This is a genomic window from Peribacillus sp. FSL R5-0717, from assembly GCF_038002945.1.
Lineage (GTDB): Bacteria > Bacillota > Bacilli > Bacillales > DSM-1321 > Peribacillus > Peribacillus frigoritolerans.
The window spans coordinates 3,333,691-3,350,130 of sequence record NZ_JBBOOF010000001.1 but is presented as its reverse complement, the minus strand read 5'-3'; the positions used below and the strand labels follow the sequence as shown (position 1 = coordinate 3,350,130).

Here is a 16,440-nt window from a genome sequence, read left to right as displayed (position 1 = left end):
ACAGTACTGAACACAGAACAATACATCTTATGTGAATAATTTACCACATGGTACTGTTCATTGCAAGGTACTATAAATATTTTTATGTCTTACACACATTCCAATAAGGGTAGAAGAAAATTAGCATTATATTCAAAGCTGCAAGAGAATACGATGTATAATAGTAAAATGTGGAAGGAGGAGTTACTTTGGCCAACAAAGCAATAACAAAGAAGCAATTCGATTTTCTTGAACATGAATTTAATTACCTTGAAAAGGAAGGAGTCATCTCCCGGCAAGAGAAAGTGAGGATGTTAGGTTCCTATGATGTAAAAGGCAATTTGAACTTCATCACGATTCTATTATCCATTGGGGCACTTCTTTTAGGTTTAGGCGTATTGACCTTCGTAGCCAGCAACTGGATCTATTTAAGTAAAGCGGTTAAATTCCTGCTTATCATTGCATGCCTAATCGGAGTGAACTTTGCTGGCGTGAAGGTGCAGGCACGCTTTCCCAAAACGTCACGAAGTCTGCATTATGCAGGTATCCTGATCTTTGGTGCAGGGATATTTCTAGTCGAGCAGATGTTTAACATTAGCATCAATTTCAACAATTCCTTTTTATTATGGGCGATTGGAACGGCATTCATTGGATACTATTTGAAGGATGTTTTCATCCTCCTTTTTACATCTTTCCTGCTTTTCATTTATTTGAACGGAAGTATATTCGTTGATGAAACATCTTATCCGCTTGCCATTCTTGTGTTTCTACCGGCTTTATACATTCTGTTAAAGAAATTCGATTACCCTAATTATCTGACCTTTTTCATTAACGCTTTAGCCATCAATACAATTGCCTTATTTCTTATGGAATTCGTGCCGAAACTAGGGTTTGAAAATTCGAATACGATTGTCCTTTCCATCTTGTTTGTACTGGGTATCGTGCTTGCCTATATTCCGGTAAGAGCCAAATTACAAAACATCACACACATACAAGGGCATATTTTACATGGTTTAACCGCACTCTTCCTTACCTTTGATTTTTCAATCTGGTTTCCTATAGCTTATTTCGTTTTTCTGCTTTATCTGATTCTAAAAGGCAGCTTGACCAGCATCGTGATAATATGTGCACTGATTTTCAGATATTACATCTACTCCTTTGACTTCCTGCCAAAATCGCTTACATTCATCATCGGTGGAATCATGCTCATCGGTTTTGGCTTCTTCTTTGAAAACCAACGAAAAAAAGGAGGGGAACTCAATGAGTAATCCATCATTCCGGCCACTCATCGTATTTTCCATTCCAGTCTTGATTTTGTTAATCTTGGCGTTTCCCCCGGTCTGGACAACAATGACAGGAGATGTAATCAAAATCAAAACAGCCCCGGTCGACCCGACTGATTTGTTTAGGGGAAGCTATGTGGCTTTGAAATACGAAATTGAATCAGTAAAGCCGTCGCAAGTCGATGACTCGATTAAAACCGAGTTCAATACAAGGAATATGGGTGATTATAAAAAGGTATATGTACGTTTAAAACAAAATAAGGATGGACTATATGTTGTCGATTACGTAACGAAAGAAAAACCCGTCGAAGGCGTGTACCTAAAAGGGGAATTGGAAGTCCCTTATGACCTGCAAAATGCTAAAACCATTCAGGTCAGATACGGTCTGGACAATTATTTCGCATCCGAAGAAAAGGCAAAGGAAATGGAGAAGGAAGCATTGGCCAACCCTTCAGTGGCCGTCGTAAAAGTTCGTAATGGCCATGTTGTTTTAACCGATATCATCATTGAATGAATGGCCCCCGGATATGACTAGCAAAAAGAGCATCGGTTTTTCGATGCTCTTTTGTTTTCTGGACTATTATCATGTGGAATTCAGATTGTTACTTAATGACCCGTTTTGCCCCTATATATTTTTCTTTCCAATATTCATCACTCATTTTCACCACTTTGACCCCTTTGGTGGTGGTCCCGACAAATGTGCCATTTCCATAATAGATTCCTACAAAAGAGACCTGCCCTTTCTTACCTGTCGCATAGAAGACCAAATCGCCCGCTTTCAAATCTTTTTGCTTCACGGCCTTTCCGGTTTTATACTGGTCCGCACTCGTTCTTGGAATCTTCATTTCTGTGGCGGCATTTTTATATACATATTGGGTAAGACCGCTAGCATCAAACCCTTTAGGGGTCGTCCCCCCATATTTATATTTGCTTCCCACCTGCTTCTTTGCCAAAGCGGCAACTTCATCACCATAATTGATAGAAGCTGAAGCATTAGCCGGACTGAATATGAATGCCGTCAATAATGCCCCGACTAAAACTATGGCTGCAAACCATTTTGAAACTGGTAAACGATAACTCATCCTTTTTCCTCCCCAAACTGAAAATGAACCACAATTTTAAATGTATGTTACATTTCGGTTCTTAGACCAAATCATTTTCGGCGATCGTCATCCCTGCAAAAAAAATAACCAGATAACGCCGTTGTCTAGCTAATACGGTGTTGTCTGGTATACTCTACTTTTCAGTAGCTGAAAGAATAGTGTCCATTACTTAGGTTCCTCGTATTGTCGTGCATTTTCACTGTCACTTAAACCTTTAGTTGTATGATCGACCACACCGCCGATCCCAAAGAATGTAAGCGCTATGAAGTTAATGATGCCTAAAGCGCCGTTCAATGCATCATCAGAAATGGTAAAGCCTATAGGAGTAATGAAATTGTTTATGAACGCGGCAACCATCTGCGCCAATATTAAAAGCCCAGGAAGGAGTACAGTAAATATAAACGTAGGGTTCTTAAGACGCACTTTCCAGTTGATCATTGCTTTTCCCCCTCTCTATCCTATTAAGTCCGCTTCATGAAGATTGTCGCGGACCTGCTATATTTTATGCGGCTTGTCCTTCTTACGTTCAAAAATTCCATTATCATCTATCACTCTAGTATCCACATAAACATAAAAAAAGCCCATCAGAGGATGGACCTTCAAAGTAGTTCTTAAAAACACTAGAGAGCGCCACACTTTAACAAGTAAGTAACAGCTTCCTCGAGCTCTATTTACTCCTCGGTGTGCCCGTGATCGAACATTAAATGCTAGATTTTTCACACTCCATTTTTTCCTGCAAAAACACTCCGATCCGTTCAGCAGCTTCAGTCAATCTCTCGGCCGGCTGGACCAAGGCCATCCGGACATAACCTTCACCCTGCTTCCCAAAAGCATCGCCTGGAACGACCGTTACCCCTGCTTTTTCAATCAATGCATAGGCAAATTCCCGTGATTTCCAGCCAACAGGAATTTGGGCCCAAATAAACATCGTAGCTGCTGTTTTCGGTACATGCCATCCTCCTTCCGCAAGACCTGAAATCAAGGCATCACGTCGGGACTGGTATTCCTTAACCTGTTCGGATAGCAGCGAAAGATTGGAAGTTAGCGCCATTTCGGCAGCTTTTTGAATAGGATAAAAAACCCCATAATCGATGTGTGATTTCAGCGTTCCCAGGATGTTCAGCGCCTCTTGATTGCCCACTGCATACCCAATGCGACAGCCGGCCATATTAAAAGTTTTGGAAAGTGAGTTAAATTCAATCCCCACTTCCTTGGCACCAGGAATGGACATAAAACTAATTTGCGGATGATCATCAAAAATCAATTCCGAATAAGCAAAATCGTGAACCACCATTATTTCATTCTTTTTCGCAAACGATATAACGTCCGAAAAGAAAGTCTCATCAGCAAGGGCCGTGACAGGATTTCCTGGATAACTGATGATCATCATTTTCGTCTTTTTCAGTATTTCATCCGGAATTTCGTTGAGCTGCGGCAGGAATCCATTTTCGGCAGTAAGCGGCATCGGATGAATGATTCCGCCGGCAAGTTCCACACTCGCTTCATAAATTGGATATCCCGGATCTGGCACCAGCACATAATCTCCAGAGTTTATCATCGCCGTTGCCAAGTGCGCAAGGCCATCCTGTGACCCCATCAGTTGGAGGACTTCCCTTTCTGCATCCAGCTCCACTCCATAGCGCATCCGATAAAAATAACGGACTGCCTCATGGAATTCAGGCGTACCTTTTAACGTATACCCGTAGGAATTGCGATCCTGCGCATACTTCACAAGCGTATCCACTACAAAATCAGGCGGTGGTAGATCCGGACTTCCAACACTCAAATCGATAACATCCAGCCCCCGTTTCATTGCATCCTGCTTGCGGGCCGCCAACTCTGAAAATATTCCTGTTGTGAATCTTCCGACTTTTTCAGATGGAGTCATATTCATTCTGCCTTTCCCCTCCATTAATGATTTTCTATCTATCATTATAGCAATCTTTCACGAGTATTTTAAGACTTCATCAGTATCTGTTCGAGAGCCTCATCAAGATGATCGAATTTAAATGCATACCCCGCCTTTTCCAATCTCTCAGGTATGACCCACCGGCTTTTTAATATCAATTCCGTTTAGGTCCCCATAAAGAAAGTCCCATCTCAAGAATGGGAGTTGGACAGGGAAGTCCTATCCGAATATTCATGAGCTTTCTCAAATGAGCCATCAATTCACGATTTGTAACTGGATGCAGCGATGAACAGTTGAACACCCCGCTCAGCTCCTGATTCTTTCTAAGAAAATGGACAATCTTCTATATGTATCCATCTGAATTTCTGATTTCCTGATCCTTATGGCCCCAGTCCGAATTTAACCAAATTCCTATATGGGGTCATCATTCCCCCGTCTCCCAATATAATGGCGATCCGTAAAGCGATTTGCCTCGTCTTCGGTAATCGGAAATCGAAAAATGAGCGCTCCCACGCTTTCGCAACATCTACGGAAAAGCCTGAACCGATTACACCATCCTCCTCCGTCATTGGTTTATCCTCAGCATGCCTGTATATCGTTGCCGTACTTGAGTTTATCCATAGTGAAGGGGGATTTTCACATTGTTCAATCGCCTTACCTAGCACTTCAGTCGTATCGGTTCGTGAATCCAATATTTCTTTCTTATTCTTGGGATTGTAGCGGCAATTGACCGTTTTTCCTGCTAGGTTGATTAACATATCCGATTTATCGATCATTTCCCTTATTCCTTCTTTATCTTCCCAGCCAATATGCGGGGATTGTCTGGAGATGATCCTTACCTCATACCCTAAATTCCTGAAATACTTTTCAAAGTATTGACCGACAAAACCAGTACCTCCAGCTAAAACCACTTTCTTCAGCATATAACCAACCCACTTTCGTTTATGAGTTAATAGTATGAATAATAACGAGCGCCTTCTATGTGAAATAATTCACATAAATTATACCATGTTATTACATTAAATGGTAGCAGCACCTGCCGCTGTACAATAATTGGTGAACTTGTCCAAGCAAAAGGGAAAATTACACATAAATTAGTAATGTGGAAATTTATAAAACAAAGGGGATGAGTTCAGTGTCAAACAAAAAGCTAAGAAGAGCTGTTAATTCCGGAACTGGCAATAGCAGCCTTAGGTCTGCCTTGAGAAGAGTCTTACAAAATTTATTAAACAATAATAGAGGTACTTCAATTAAGGAACCTACTTCCATCAAGCAACCCACTTCCGTCAAAGAATTTGAAAATTAGAAGGTTGCTTTTTTGAGATTACATGGAATCCCTTTGGACTAGTCTAAAGGGATTCCATTTTATGTATTTACATGTACCAGCTATATATGTCTAGTGAATAACTGTTATATCTAATAGAGATAAAGGAGAAGTTATGATGTATTTTTTTCGAGACTGGAAACCTAAAAAGGATATAAAGAAATTAACGGATATCACCGTAAAAAATTTTCGGGTTTCTTCCGATAAGGTGAATGAAATTCTGCAAAAGTCACACAAGGTACTTGTGATTTGTAATGATAAAGGTAAAGTAGTGGGATTCATTTGTTATAATCTTTATTTATATAAAGTGGCTCATATTAATTATGTAGTCATTGACAAAAAATATAGAGGAATGGGAATTCTGCAAGCACTTTTACCCGAATTAGTAGAATATGTGAGAAATAAAGGAATCCTTGTAGTGTCCGGTTTCGTGAACAAAAATAACCATGAGGCATTGCAAAAGTTTAGAGCCCTTGGTTTTAAACCGATTTTTATTTATCATGATGACATTCTAATTCAATCACTGATTTAAGAAGGTTCTCTTGAAGCTTATAGCGTAAATAAGAAGAAAGATCGATCAAAATACATTCTGTTTCACCCCCTATTAACTGGAATTTCATTCCTGATACCAATACAAATAAGCGGGAATAGGATTATAGGGATATATGAATTCCCTGTTCCTCCATACAATGAATAACTAGGGAAGGAAAGCCTGTAAATTCTACACGGATCCATAGGCATTTTCCCTGTAGTCTCTTCAACCTTACTTATAATCTTAATTCACTCTCCGGTGCTTCTTTTTAATGCAACATTTCATATATTCAAGGCAATTCTATTAAAAAAACAGTATGCAACGTTTGTCATTCATAGGCTTGATCGTAGAGTTCCCATTAAAAAGGTCAACCAGTAAACACTAGTGAACCTATCATATGTTTATCTTTTTGAATAAAACTGGAGCGGTACTATATTGGAAGGAATCGCAATAATTTATTACCCTAGTCATAATATTTTTCTATATTTTCAAAATAAACCCATTCCTGTATAGTGAGTGTATACCTTTTAAAAGGGGAGATATAATGAAATCGATAGAACTAATCATCTTAAATCTGGAAGAGGTTAGAAGAAGAAACATTAAACTATGGACTTCAATACCTAAAGGCACACTCCATTGGAAACCGGACGACAAGGCAATGAGCAGTTTAGAAATGGTTAGACATGTCCTTGATAGTGAGCATTATTATCATTTATCCATTAAAAATCAAGGCAGCTTACCAGTTTATGAATCACCATATGAAAAACAGCCGCTTATCTCCGTGGAAGCGGAATTAAACTTTGCTGAACCATACAGGCGTGGTTTTTTGGAAACAATCATGTCCTTCAGCGAAGACGACTTATCCACTATTAAAATTGATCGATCTGATGTAGGATATATCAGGGATTTAGGAGACATGTTGCTAAGAATCGCTTATCATGAGTCTGTACATACTGGTCAATTATTGGACTATTTAAGAACTTCTGGAGTCCCTAGAATAAGCGTTTGGGATTAATCAAATCATTTTCAAAGGTGTTTCATCATCCTGAAGCACCACACTGTAGGCAACTCGATGAAAATCGTGTTTGTCTGCAGTTTTTTTATTGCTTGTACGATTTGGACGTTGATTTCCGCTTCAGGCACTCGCTTTCCGCGGGCGGTCGGGGAGCCTCCTCGGCTTAAGCCTGCGGGGTCTCCCCCAGACACGCTTTTCCCGCAGGAGTCTCGTACCTTCCGCACCAATCAACTTTGTATTAGCATTTAGTTAGAAACCATACCCGGGAGTTGAGGGTTGATTTGATGAAAGATATGTTTTCCGCCTACAAGCTGCGGGGACCGGTCTGCATGGACTGCAGTTTTTATTGCTTGTACGATTCGGATGGTGATTTCCGCTTCAGGCACTCTTTATTGTTTTAAATGGAAGTATTTAAACTTGTGATGATGAGGATGCTTGCTATGATTCTAGAGATCAACTTGATATGTTTACTTTAAATCAACTGTTGCCGCAGCAGCTTATACATCTCATGATGCTCCACCATGATCAAACAATCCAATTATCTTCAAGAAAATGTTTCATGCAAGAAAGTTGTGGAAAAGTAATGATATAGGAGGGATAAGAAATGTTATCAAAAAAACCGGCGGCCAGAATGGTCAGCGCCTTTATTCTGACCGGTTCTCTTTTAGGGGCAGGTGCATCGTTTTCAACAGAGCCTGTTGAGGCTGCATCCACAATGGATTCCGCTTCTGCCATGGCTAAGGATCACGCTCTTACCACCTTACATGAAATCTACAACAAAGCTTTTTCGGGAGAAATGCCTTATACAGCCATGGGTTTGAAAGTTAATGAAAACACCCAAAAAGAAGTATATGAGACATTTGGTTCTCCCCCAGAACCAGGTAACACAGATGAAACTTTTGACTATTACCATGCAGAAATGGGGCATCCAGGTTTTGCATTTGCCTATAACGCTGACAAGACCATCTCACAAATCCGATATTTCGGGACAAATGTGGAACGGGACCATAATCTAGGAAGCATCACACCTAAAGTATTAGGAAATCAACTCGGCAGTGCTGACGAAATACGCCATATTTCCAGTACGAATGAAATCAACTACATTTACAAGACAGGGAATTATGAACTGCAATTCATTGTCGGTGAAAATCAAACTGTAGATCATATCAATCTACTCGAAGCTAAATAATATGTACGATAAAAATGGTTGTCGAAGGTTGCAGAGAATGAAAAAGTATCTCTGCAACCTTTTTTGTTTCAAGCCCCTCCCCTTCTTTCCCTTTCAACCTCAAAGCCGTGTACTGCCAAAATCAGATAATGGAAGCAAAACGGTCATTTCATTTACGTAAACCATACTCACCCCAAACGGATTCTTAATATTTTTACAATAAAATTAGCTTGTTCAATATTATTTCAATATATGGAGGGTGTCAGTAAAATGATTAATAAGTTCAGGGCTTTCACAGTATCGGTTCTAAGCCTGGCCATCCTTTTTCAGGGTCTTCCGGCTGCGGTTTCAGCAAAAGATGCAGAAGACAATCAGACAAATCCAGGAGGCAGATGGATGAAGGGGGAATATCATGCCCATACCACTCAGTCCGATGATGCCGAGGGATCACAGAGCCTTGAAAGCTTGCTGAATAACGCATTTGATAATTATGGCATGGATTGGATGGGAATTTCCGATCACTTGAGGATGTCTTCGAGGGATGATGAAGGTAATTTGATTCCAGGAGGGCCGATACCGCTGTCTCAGGGAATCATTCAATATCAAGCCCCAAAAATAAAACAACTGCAAAAAGAGGGCAAATTTAAAAATAAAGTCATCTTTTCAGGCTTCGAATGGGACATGCCCACATACGAGCATGTCGGCATAGGCATTTTGGGAGATCAGCCGGGCTCGCCCAAAAGTCTGAAAGCTGGCAATCAGTTCGAATATCTGTTCACCAACCAGGAAGAAAAGATGTTTGATCCTAAGGATGTAGTCATTTGGAAGTCACAGGATCAAAGAGCCAATAAAACATCCGAGGATGCCAGAACGGCATTGGCATGGCTTGAAAAAAATTATAAGAATACAAGTTATGCCATATTGAACCATCCATCAAGAAAGAGGGTGTACAGCATATCTGATTTTCGCGACTTCAACAATATCGCCCCGAATGTCATGTTCGGATTTGAAGGTATGCCAGGTAACCAGATGGAGCCGGACAGAGGCGGTTTAAATCTGACAACACCAGAAAACCGGACCTATGGCGGTTCCGATTACATGCTTGCTAAGGTAGGAGGTGCATGGGATGCGCTACTTGGGGAAGGACGCAAGTTCTGGAATTTTTCCAATTCGGACTCCCATTTTGAAATCAGTGAAAACCGCCTATACTCAAGCGGTTACTGGCCAGGAGAATATTCCAAGAATTATACATGGGTAAATGGCTCATCAATAAAATCTGTCCTTGATGGCATGCGATCCGGAAAATCCGTCTCCGTTTTTGGTGACTTGATCGATGCCCTTGAATTCCAAGCTAAAAACGGAAACAATACGGTGGATATGGGCGGGGACCTTAAAGTGAAGGAAGGACAGATGGTCAAGATCACCGTCCGATTTAAGAGCCCCGAAAAGAACAATAACGGGGACCCCGTCAAGGTAGATCATGTGGATCTAATTTCCGGTGAAGTAACCGGGAAAGCAGAGCCTGGAACACCTGCTTATAATAAAGCCACCAATGATACGACAAAAGTGGTTAAACGCTTTGCAAGTAAAGACTGGAAAACTGATCGCGATGGTTTTCATGCCATCACTTACAAAGTCAAAGCCGATAAGGATCAATATTTCCGTTTGCGCGGCACGAATCTAGGGGAAAATGTCTCTGGAGAAACGATGGACGGTGAACCGCTGATCGATAAAAAGACTGAAATCGGGGATAACGAAACGCGTTTTTCAGAAATAAACAACCGTAACTATAAAGATCTTTGGTTTTATTCAAACCCTATATTCGTCAGCGTAGAGGATAAATAATCATGGTAAACACTAAGTTAAAAAGAATACTGCAATAGTTCTGGACGGCTTCAAAAAGCCCCTCTCCCAATTAGCGGAAGAGGGGCTTTTTGCCCCCTTAGAATTTTAATGTACACTTCCCTTCCCTTTCGTTTTATTTCACTTCCTTGCATGAAAACCGTATAATTCACCAAGTTTCATTAACACTAATGATATAAGTTATTTTCATTGACTTTTTTCCTTTTCTTGTTTAGTATCACAGAGTATCAATCCCTATCAGATTACTAGGAGGTTTACCCAAATGAAAAAAATGGTTGCACTTTTATCGCTATTGTTAGCTTTCACGGTTGTACTTACCGCTTGTGGTACCGATACAAAAAATGAGGCAAACGATACCGGCAATAAATCTTCTTCACAAGAAAGTCTATATGATAAAGTCAAAAAAGATGGCGTATTAACTGTTGGAACAGAAGGTACATATCCTCCTTTCACATTCCACGATGATTCAGATAAACTAACGGGGTTTGATGTTGAAATTGCTAAAGAAGTGGCAAAACGCCTTGGAGTGAAAGCTGAATTCAAGGAAACACAATGGGACGGCATGTTTGCAGGCTTGGATGCTAAACGTTTTGATATGATCGCAAACCAAGTGGGCATCGATGAAGACCGTCAAAAGAAATATGATTTCTCTGACCCATATATTCAATCAGGGGCCGTATTGCTTGTACACAAAGATAATTCGGATATTAAATCCTTCGATGATTTGAAAGGCAAGACCTCTGCACAATCTTTAACGAGTAATTACAATGATCTAGCCAAATCTCATGGTGCTGAAGTTACAGGCATTGAAGGATTTTCTCAATCCGTACAGCTTATTGGTTCTAAACGTGTAGATGCGACGATTAATGACAAATTATCGTACCTTGATTATAAAAAGCAACACCCGGATGCACCTATCAAAGTCGCTGATGAGGAAGAAAGCGGAGTCGCAAGCGGTTTAATGTTCAGAAAAGACAGCGGCAAATTAGTGGAAGAAGTAAACAAAGCACTTAAAGCAATGAAAGACGACGGCACGTACGCGAAAATCTCGGATAAATGGTTTGGTGAAGATGTTTCTCCTAAGTAATATTTTCACCGACCCCGAGCGTATGAACCAGCTTGTTTCCATCGCTCAAACCTCCCTCTATCCAATGATAGAGGGAGCTATTCAATATACGATTCCACTAACATTGATCACATTCGTTCTCGGCCTTATTCTTGCTGTACTCACAGCATTGGCTAGATTATCTTCCATGAGAATTCTTCAAATAATTGCGCGTGTATATGTGTCAATCATCCGCGGGACACCATTACTTGTGCAATTATTTATCATTTTCTATGGACTTCCAAATTTAGGTGTAACTATCGATCCTTTCATTTCGGCTATTATAGGATTCTCTTTAAATGTAGGAGCATATGCTTCGGAAATTATACGAGCAGCCATTTTATCGATACCAAAAGGGCAATGGGAAGCAGGCTATTCGATCGGGATGACATATACCCAAGCTTTAAAGCGCATCATTTTGCCGCAAGCAGCACGGGTATCCATTCCCCCATTATCCAATACGTTCATTAGCCTATTAAAAGATACATCGCTTGCATCACTCATTCTTGTAACGGAATTATTCCGTAAAGCCCAGGAAATCGCTGCAAAAAACTATGAATTTCTACTACTTTACATGGAAGCGGCTGCTTTATATTGGATTTTGTGCACCATTCTATCTTTCATTCAAGGAAGTTTAGAGGACAGACTTAATCGTTATGTAGCAAAATAAGAACCACAGTTGTTAAAGGGGATTTTAAAATGATCAACATTAAGAATCTTCATAAATCATTTGGTGACCTTGAAGTATTAAAGGGCATCGATTTGGAAGTGGAGCAAGGTAAAGTCATTGTATTGATCGGTCCTTCCGGTTCAGGTAAAACAACCTTTCTTCGGTGTTTGAATCTCCTTGAGGTGCCCACGGACGGGACGATTGAAATCGATGAAACGGTAATGGACTTCAAAAAACCGGTTAGAAAAAATTCGATTACTTCTTTTCGCAGTTTGACAGGGATGGTTTTCCAAAGCTATAACCTTTTCCCTCACAAAACAGCATTGGAAAATGTAATGGAAGGCCCCATTATCGTAAAAAACATAGGCAAACATCAAGCGAAAGAAACGGCGGCTACCCTGCTTACAAAAGTGGGCTTAGGTGAAAAAGTCGATTTTTATCCATTTCAATTGTCCGGCGGTCAGCAGCAACGGGTCGGAATTGCAAGGGCTCTGGCCATGGAGCCTAAGGTCATGCTATTCGATGAACCCACTTCCGCTTTGGATCCCGAACTAGTGGGGGACGTCCTGCAGGTCATGAAAGACCTGGCGAAAGATGAAGGCATGACAATGATCGTGGTAACCCATGAAATGCGTTTCGCCCGCGAAGTCGCCGATGAAGTCATTTTCATGGATGAAGGAAAAATAATGGAGCGGGGAACACCCGAGCAGATTTTCACAAACCCTAAAGAAGCGCGTACACGAAAATTCCTCAATATGATTCAATAAAAAAACGGTGCTATTCAAGCACCGCTCGCAAAACCCCCCATTTTTAGAAATGGGGGGTTTTGCCCATCATTATATCAATGAGATGCTTGGACCTGTTTAGCCTGTGTCCGTGCATGGTATAGCTGAAAAAGAATCAAAGCAAAAACGGAAAGGATGGCACCCGATATAAATGGTAAATCAATCGAAATCGAAAATAACCAACCGCCGATCGGAGGACCTGCAATCCTGCCGAACGAGTCGAAGGAAGATAGCAACCCCGTGACACTGCCATGGCCCGACATGGAACTTTTGGTAAGCAGGGCCGAAATGGCAGGCCGGATGAACCCATTACCCACTCCGAAAATCGTCAGGAAGACCGCCGATGTCCAGAAGCCGGAAGAAAACAGGATGAGAATGAAACCGACTGCCGAGACGATGATTCCCATTCGAATGACCGCGCCTTCCCCATATTTCTTTGTCATCCTGCCCACTAATCCACCTTGAACGATCGCACTCCCAAACCCCATGATCATAAAGATATAGCCTAATTGCACAAGACTTATATCAGCCTTTTTGGCTGCAAAATAGGCGAAAGTCGTTTCTAGTCCTGCCATTGAAAGGGTGACGATCATTTGCAAAAAGAACATGGTTTTAAGAGGCCCTCTAAAGGCTTTCCACATGGACTCTTTATTTTTTGACTGTTGGGCCCTCTTCTCTACTGTATGTGATTCCTTCAGTATCGCAATCACTAAGAATAAAGTAATCAAAGAGGATATTCCAGCAATGTAAAACGGCAAGTTCAAACTTGATTTGGAGAATACCCCGCCAATCGCCGGTCCAAAGATGAATCCAAGCCCTGTGGCGGCCCCGATGATTCCCATCCCTTTTCCCCGATCTTCCGGCGTCGTGATGTCAGCCACATATGCCATTGCGGTTGGCATGTTTGCCGATGACAAAATCCCGCCAATGATTCTGGCTGCAAATAATACCCATAGGGAATCTGCCGAAGCCTGGATGAAAAACGAAAGGGCCAGTCCAGCAATCCCGATAATCATGACAGGCTTACGCCCTATCCGGTCAGATATACGTCCCCATATCGGGGCAAAAAATAATTGCATCAGTGAATAAACAGCCATTAAAAGGCCAAGCTCTGTAGGACTGCCACCAACCTTTTCAGCAAGGAACGGAATGACGGGAATGATGATCCCAAATCCGACCATGACTAAAAACATCACTAAAAAAAGTACGGGTAACACCTTTTTTGTTTCCATTATATTTTTCTCCTTTTATTTCTTCCACATTCGCTACGTACATTGGAACGAATTCCTAAAATCCCATTACTTAGCATAATCTACCTGGCAATACTTTAAACAGTTTATCATACAACCTTTACCAAATCAGTATGAAGCACGACCTTCTTTCGGAAACTCCCTTAAATAAATAAGAACCAGGCATAAATATCCTCGACTCTACAGTCATTTCTCATGTAATGGCACTTCGTTATTTTCACTGTGTTTCGTGAAATCAATGGCATGAGTTCGTTAAAAATCTTTTCCTCCCCTTATTTTTTCTTAAGGGGTACTCTATACTGTAGGGTATGATTGATGTTTGGGAGGTAGAAGAATGTCTAATGATCAGTGGATTTTAATTATTGACGATGAAGAAGATTTGGCACGTCTCATGGAGACAGTTTTACATAAAGAAGGTATCCCCAATATTATTACGGCGGGGACGATTGCGGATGGGTGGGCAAAGTTTCAGAAGTTCGATCCATCACTAGTCTTGCTGGATATCATGCTGCCAGATGGAGAAGGCTATGACTTATGCAAGCAAATTCGTGAAGTGTCGAATGTGCCGATTTTATTTTTGTCGGCAAAGGATGAGGAAATTGATAAGCTTTTGGGGTTGGCGATTGGCGGGGATGATTATATTACCAAACCATTCAGTCCGAAAGAAGTTGCCTATCGAGTAAAGGCGCAGCTTAGGCGGGCGGGCTATACAGAGGAAAAAACCTCACCGAAAAAATTGCAAATTGGTCCATTTGAGCTTAGTTCAAATGAAAATGAAGTGAAAAAGGATGGCAAAACCCTTGAGCTGACAGCTAAAGAAATCGGTCTGATGAGCTGTTTTATGCATCATCCGAATCAGATCTTGAGCAAGGAAACTTTGTTTGAACATGTATGGGGCGATGATTTCTTTGGCTCTGATAATACAGTGATGGTCCATATTCGCCGTTTACGCGAAAAAATCGAAATAGATCCTTCAAAGCCAACTTTTTTAATAACCGTTAAAGGGCTTGGTTATAAATTACAGACCAAGGGTGAAACAAGATGAAGTGGAAATTGACACGGCGCTTTTTAGGATCCGTTGTGACAATTGTCGTAATCGTAGGAATCGTAAATACAATTTTACTTTTATGCTTACTCTTTGTTCATTTCGACACGGAAGAGGAATCTGCGGAGACCTTTAGCCGATCTTTTTCAAAATATGTAGAACTAATAGATGAAAAACCAATGGTAAATGAAGAAGGACTGGAAAAACTGCGGAACACGAACGCCTGGATACAATTTTTGAATGATAAGGGTGAACAAGTAGCAGCCTATTACACACCTCAAAAATTGCAAACCGTATATTCTCCAGTTGAAATCGTCCAAATGTATAAGTATAAAGAAATTGATGCAGAGACGACTGTTTTTGCCGGCGAAGCTCATGATTTCAGCTATTTTGTAGGGGTTAAAGATCGAGGAATAGGCCGATATGTACTGTCCTATAATTATGTTCACATTTTAAAGTACTTCAACATCATACTTTTACTGTTTTTAACGGTGGATATCATTATTGCCCTAGTCATTGGACTATTATTTGGTAAAGGATTAACGACACCACTTAACACTTTAATAGAGGGAATTCAGCAGCTTCGTGAAAGACGTTTTAAAAAGATGAGTATACCAAAAGGCGTCTATGAAGATGTATTTCACAATCTGAATGAACTATCGGTAAAGTTAGATCAGTATGAAAAAGAACGTGATCAACTCGACCAAATGCGTGAGGAATGGATTAGCAATGTTTCTCATGACATGAAGACACCACTTGCATCCATCCATGGTTATACAGAATTGATGAAAGACAATGCCACTGAATTAACACCACAAGAATTGTATGAGTTTACATCCATTATTAATAGACAGTCCGTATATATGAAAAATCTGTTGGATGATCTCAATTTAACGATGCGTTTACGCAACCAACGACTTCCCTTGCAATTTGAAGATGTTGATATCGTTGGGTTTATAAGAGAAATGACGATAGCGCTCTTAAATGATTCACAATTTGGTGATCGACAGGTCGAATTTGAGGCAAATGTGGATAAAGCAATGCATAAAGTCGATAAAAATTTACTGAAACGGGCAATTTTTAACTTTATCTACAATGCGCTCGTACATAATGATGAACATGTCGTCGTGAAAATACAAATTGATGATGTTCATCTACAACCAGAACATCATACCCAGATTACCATTGCCGATAATGGCCGCGGTATTCCCTCCAAAGATTTGGATCAGGTTTTTGAACGCTACTATCGAGGTACGAATACTGCCAGTAAACATGGGACCGGCTTAGGAATGGCCATTGCAAGGGACATTATCCTGGCTCATAAAGGTAAACTGGATTTGACTAGCATTGAAAATAAGGGAACAACCATCACGATACTTATATAATTTATTTTTCCTACAGAGAAAGGG

At 40.7% G+C, this 16,440-nt stretch carries 15 protein-coding genes and 1 pseudogene; 11 read left to right on the top strand and 5 right to left on the bottom strand.

The features are described from left to right. The first annotated feature begins 188 nt into the window (after nt 1–188). Together NYE65_RS16150 and NYE65_RS16145 are read left to right on the top strand one after the other, a co-directional pair. Nucleotides 189–1,247 carry a DUF2157 domain-containing protein gene (locus tag NYE65_RS16150; RefSeq protein ID WP_328176581.1) on the top strand — a complete coding sequence of 353 codons (1,059 nt, stop codon included), beginning with the start codon at nt 189–191 and terminating at the stop codon, nt 1,245–1,247. After that, on the top strand, nt 1,240–1,776 hold the full coding sequence (locus NYE65_RS16145) for a GDYXXLXY domain-containing protein (RefSeq protein ID WP_340861247.1): 537 nt from the start codon (nt 1,240–1,242) through the stop codon (nt 1,774–1,776). Before NYE65_RS16150 ends, NYE65_RS16145 begins: the two co-directional genes overlap by 8 nt. 88 nt (nt 1,777–1,864) lie before the next feature. Here NYE65_RS16145 and NYE65_RS16140 read toward each other — a convergent pair whose 3' ends face one another. The 4 genes and pseudogenes from NYE65_RS16140 to NYE65_RS16125 all read right to left on the bottom strand — a co-directional run bounded on the left by NYE65_RS16140 (nt 1,865) and on the right by NYE65_RS16125 (nt 5,197). Then, complete coding sequence (locus NYE65_RS16140) at nt 1,865–2,344, bottom strand: C40 family peptidase (protein ID WP_034305456.1); 480 nt, start codon at nt 2,342–2,344, stop codon at nt 1,865–1,867. Nucleotides 2,345–2,530: 186 nt separating this feature from the next. Continuing rightward, nucleotides 2,531–2,803: a phage holin gene (locus NYE65_RS16135; RefSeq protein ID WP_034305457.1), complete on the bottom strand. Its 273-nt coding sequence runs from the start codon at nt 2,801–2,803 to the stop codon at nt 2,531–2,533. Nucleotides 2,804–3,065: 262 nt separating this feature from the next. Beyond that, nucleotides 3,066–4,259, bottom strand: a complete 1,194-nt coding sequence (locus tag NYE65_RS16130) for an LL-diaminopimelate aminotransferase (protein ID WP_340861246.1) — start codon at nt 4,257–4,259, stop codon at nt 3,066–3,068. 62 nt (nt 4,260–4,321) lie between these two features. Continuing rightward, nucleotides 4,322–5,197, bottom strand: a pseudogene (locus tag NYE65_RS16125) (TIGR01777 family oxidoreductase). A gap of 519 nt (nt 5,198–5,716) precedes the next feature. Here NYE65_RS16125 and NYE65_RS16120 point away from each other — a divergent pair. The 7 genes from NYE65_RS16120 to NYE65_RS16090 all read left to right on the top strand — a co-directional run bounded on the left by NYE65_RS16120 (nt 5,717) and on the right by NYE65_RS16090 (nt 12,718). Beyond that, on the top strand, nt 5,717–6,130 hold the full coding sequence (locus NYE65_RS16120) for a GNAT family N-acetyltransferase (RefSeq protein ID WP_328176584.1): 414 nt from the start codon (nt 5,717–5,719) through the stop codon (nt 6,128–6,130). A 544-nt stretch (nt 6,131–6,674) separates the two neighbouring features. Next, entirely contained in the window at nt 6,675–7,145 is a 471-nt protein-coding gene (locus NYE65_RS16115; RefSeq protein ID WP_340861245.1) for a DinB family protein, read from the top strand. 604 nt (nt 7,146–7,749) lie between these two features. Continuing rightward, on the top strand, nt 7,750–8,334 hold the full coding sequence (locus NYE65_RS16110) for a YjgB family protein (protein ID WP_340861244.1): 585 nt from the start codon (nt 7,750–7,752) through the stop codon (nt 8,332–8,334). Between the two features lie 249 nt (nt 8,335–8,583). Next, a complete protein-coding gene (locus tag NYE65_RS16105; protein ID WP_340861243.1) occupies nt 8,584–10,158 on the top strand; it encodes an S-layer protein in 1,575 nt (524 codons plus the stop codon). 280 nt (nt 10,159–10,438) lie between these two features. Next, nucleotides 10,439–11,263: an amino acid ABC transporter substrate-binding protein gene (locus tag NYE65_RS16100; RefSeq protein ID WP_063595121.1), complete on the top strand. Its 825-nt coding sequence runs from the start codon at nt 10,439–10,441 to the stop codon at nt 11,261–11,263. Next, complete coding sequence (locus tag NYE65_RS16095) at nt 11,247–11,951, top strand: amino acid ABC transporter permease (RefSeq protein ID WP_328176745.1); 705 nt, start codon at nt 11,247–11,249, stop codon at nt 11,949–11,951. The genes NYE65_RS16100 and NYE65_RS16095 overlap by 17 nt, the downstream gene beginning before the upstream one ends. Nucleotides 11,952–11,980: 29 nt before the next feature. Then, nucleotides 11,981–12,718 carry an amino acid ABC transporter ATP-binding protein gene (locus NYE65_RS16090; protein ID WP_328176588.1) on the top strand — a complete coding sequence of 246 codons (738 nt, stop codon included), beginning with the start codon at nt 11,981–11,983 and terminating at the stop codon, nt 12,716–12,718. Nucleotides 12,719–12,792: 74 nt separating this feature from the next. Here the strand turns inward: NYE65_RS16090 and NYE65_RS16085 are convergent, their stop codons facing one another. Continuing rightward, nucleotides 12,793–13,968: an MFS transporter gene (locus tag NYE65_RS16085; protein ID WP_328176590.1), complete on the bottom strand. Its 1,176-nt coding sequence runs from the start codon at nt 13,966–13,968 to the stop codon at nt 12,793–12,795. A 352-nt stretch (nt 13,969–14,320) separates the two neighbouring features. Here NYE65_RS16085 and NYE65_RS16080 point away from each other — a divergent pair, with 352 nt between their 5' ends. Together NYE65_RS16080 and NYE65_RS16075 are read left to right on the top strand one after the other, a co-directional pair. Next, nucleotides 14,321–15,031, top strand: coding sequence for a response regulator transcription factor (locus NYE65_RS16080; RefSeq protein WP_262871096.1), 711 nt, complete (start codon nt 14,321–14,323; stop codon nt 15,029–15,031). After that, entirely contained in the window at nt 15,028–16,416 is a 1,389-nt protein-coding gene (locus tag NYE65_RS16075; protein WP_340861242.1) for a sensor histidine kinase, read from the top strand. Before NYE65_RS16080 ends, NYE65_RS16075 begins: the two co-directional genes overlap by 4 nt. Nucleotides 16,417–16,440 lie beyond the last annotated feature (24 nt).

Excerpts from the sequence above, each read along its gene's own strand:
- NYE65_RS16145 (WP_340861247.1), top strand. The coding sequence starts at position 1,240 with ATGAGTAATCCATCATTCCGGCCACTCATCGTATTTTCCATTCCAGTC.
- NYE65_RS16140 (WP_034305456.1), bottom strand. The coding sequence starts at position 2,344 with ATGAGTTATCGTTTACCAGTTTCAAAATGGTTTGCAGCCATAGTTTTA.
- NYE65_RS16135 (WP_034305457.1), bottom strand. The coding sequence starts at position 2,803 with ATGATCAACTGGAAAGTGCGTCTTAAGAACCCTACGTTTATATTTACT.
- NYE65_RS16130 (WP_340861246.1), bottom strand. The coding sequence starts at position 4,259 with ATGAATATGACTCCATCTGAAAAAGTCGGAAGATTCACAACAGGAATA.
- NYE65_RS16120 (WP_328176584.1), top strand. The coding sequence starts at position 5,717 with ATGTATTTTTTTCGAGACTGGAAACCTAAAAAGGATATAAAGAAATTA.
- NYE65_RS16115 (WP_340861245.1), top strand. The coding sequence starts at position 6,675 with ATGAAATCGATAGAACTAATCATCTTAAATCTGGAAGAGGTTAGAAGA.
- NYE65_RS16110 (WP_340861244.1), top strand. The coding sequence starts at position 7,750 with ATGTTATCAAAAAAACCGGCGGCCAGAATGGTCAGCGCCTTTATTCTG.
- NYE65_RS16105 (WP_340861243.1), top strand. The coding sequence starts at position 8,584 with ATGATTAATAAGTTCAGGGCTTTCACAGTATCGGTTCTAAGCCTGGCC.
- NYE65_RS16100 (WP_063595121.1), top strand. The coding sequence starts at position 10,439 with ATGAAAAAAATGGTTGCACTTTTATCGCTATTGTTAGCTTTCACGGTT.
- NYE65_RS16095 (WP_328176745.1), top strand. The coding sequence starts at position 11,247 with ATGTTTCTCCTAAGTAATATTTTCACCGACCCCGAGCGTATGAACCAG.
- NYE65_RS16090 (WP_328176588.1), top strand. The coding sequence starts at position 11,981 with ATGATCAACATTAAGAATCTTCATAAATCATTTGGTGACCTTGAAGTA.
- NYE65_RS16085 (WP_328176590.1), bottom strand. The coding sequence starts at position 13,968 with ATGGAAACAAAAAAGGTGTTACCCGTACTTTTTTTAGTGATGTTTTTA.
- NYE65_RS16080 (WP_262871096.1), top strand. The coding sequence starts at position 14,321 with ATGTCTAATGATCAGTGGATTTTAATTATTGACGATGAAGAAGATTTG.
- NYE65_RS16075 (WP_340861242.1), top strand. The coding sequence starts at position 15,028 with ATGAAGTGGAAATTGACACGGCGCTTTTTAGGATCCGTTGTGACAATT.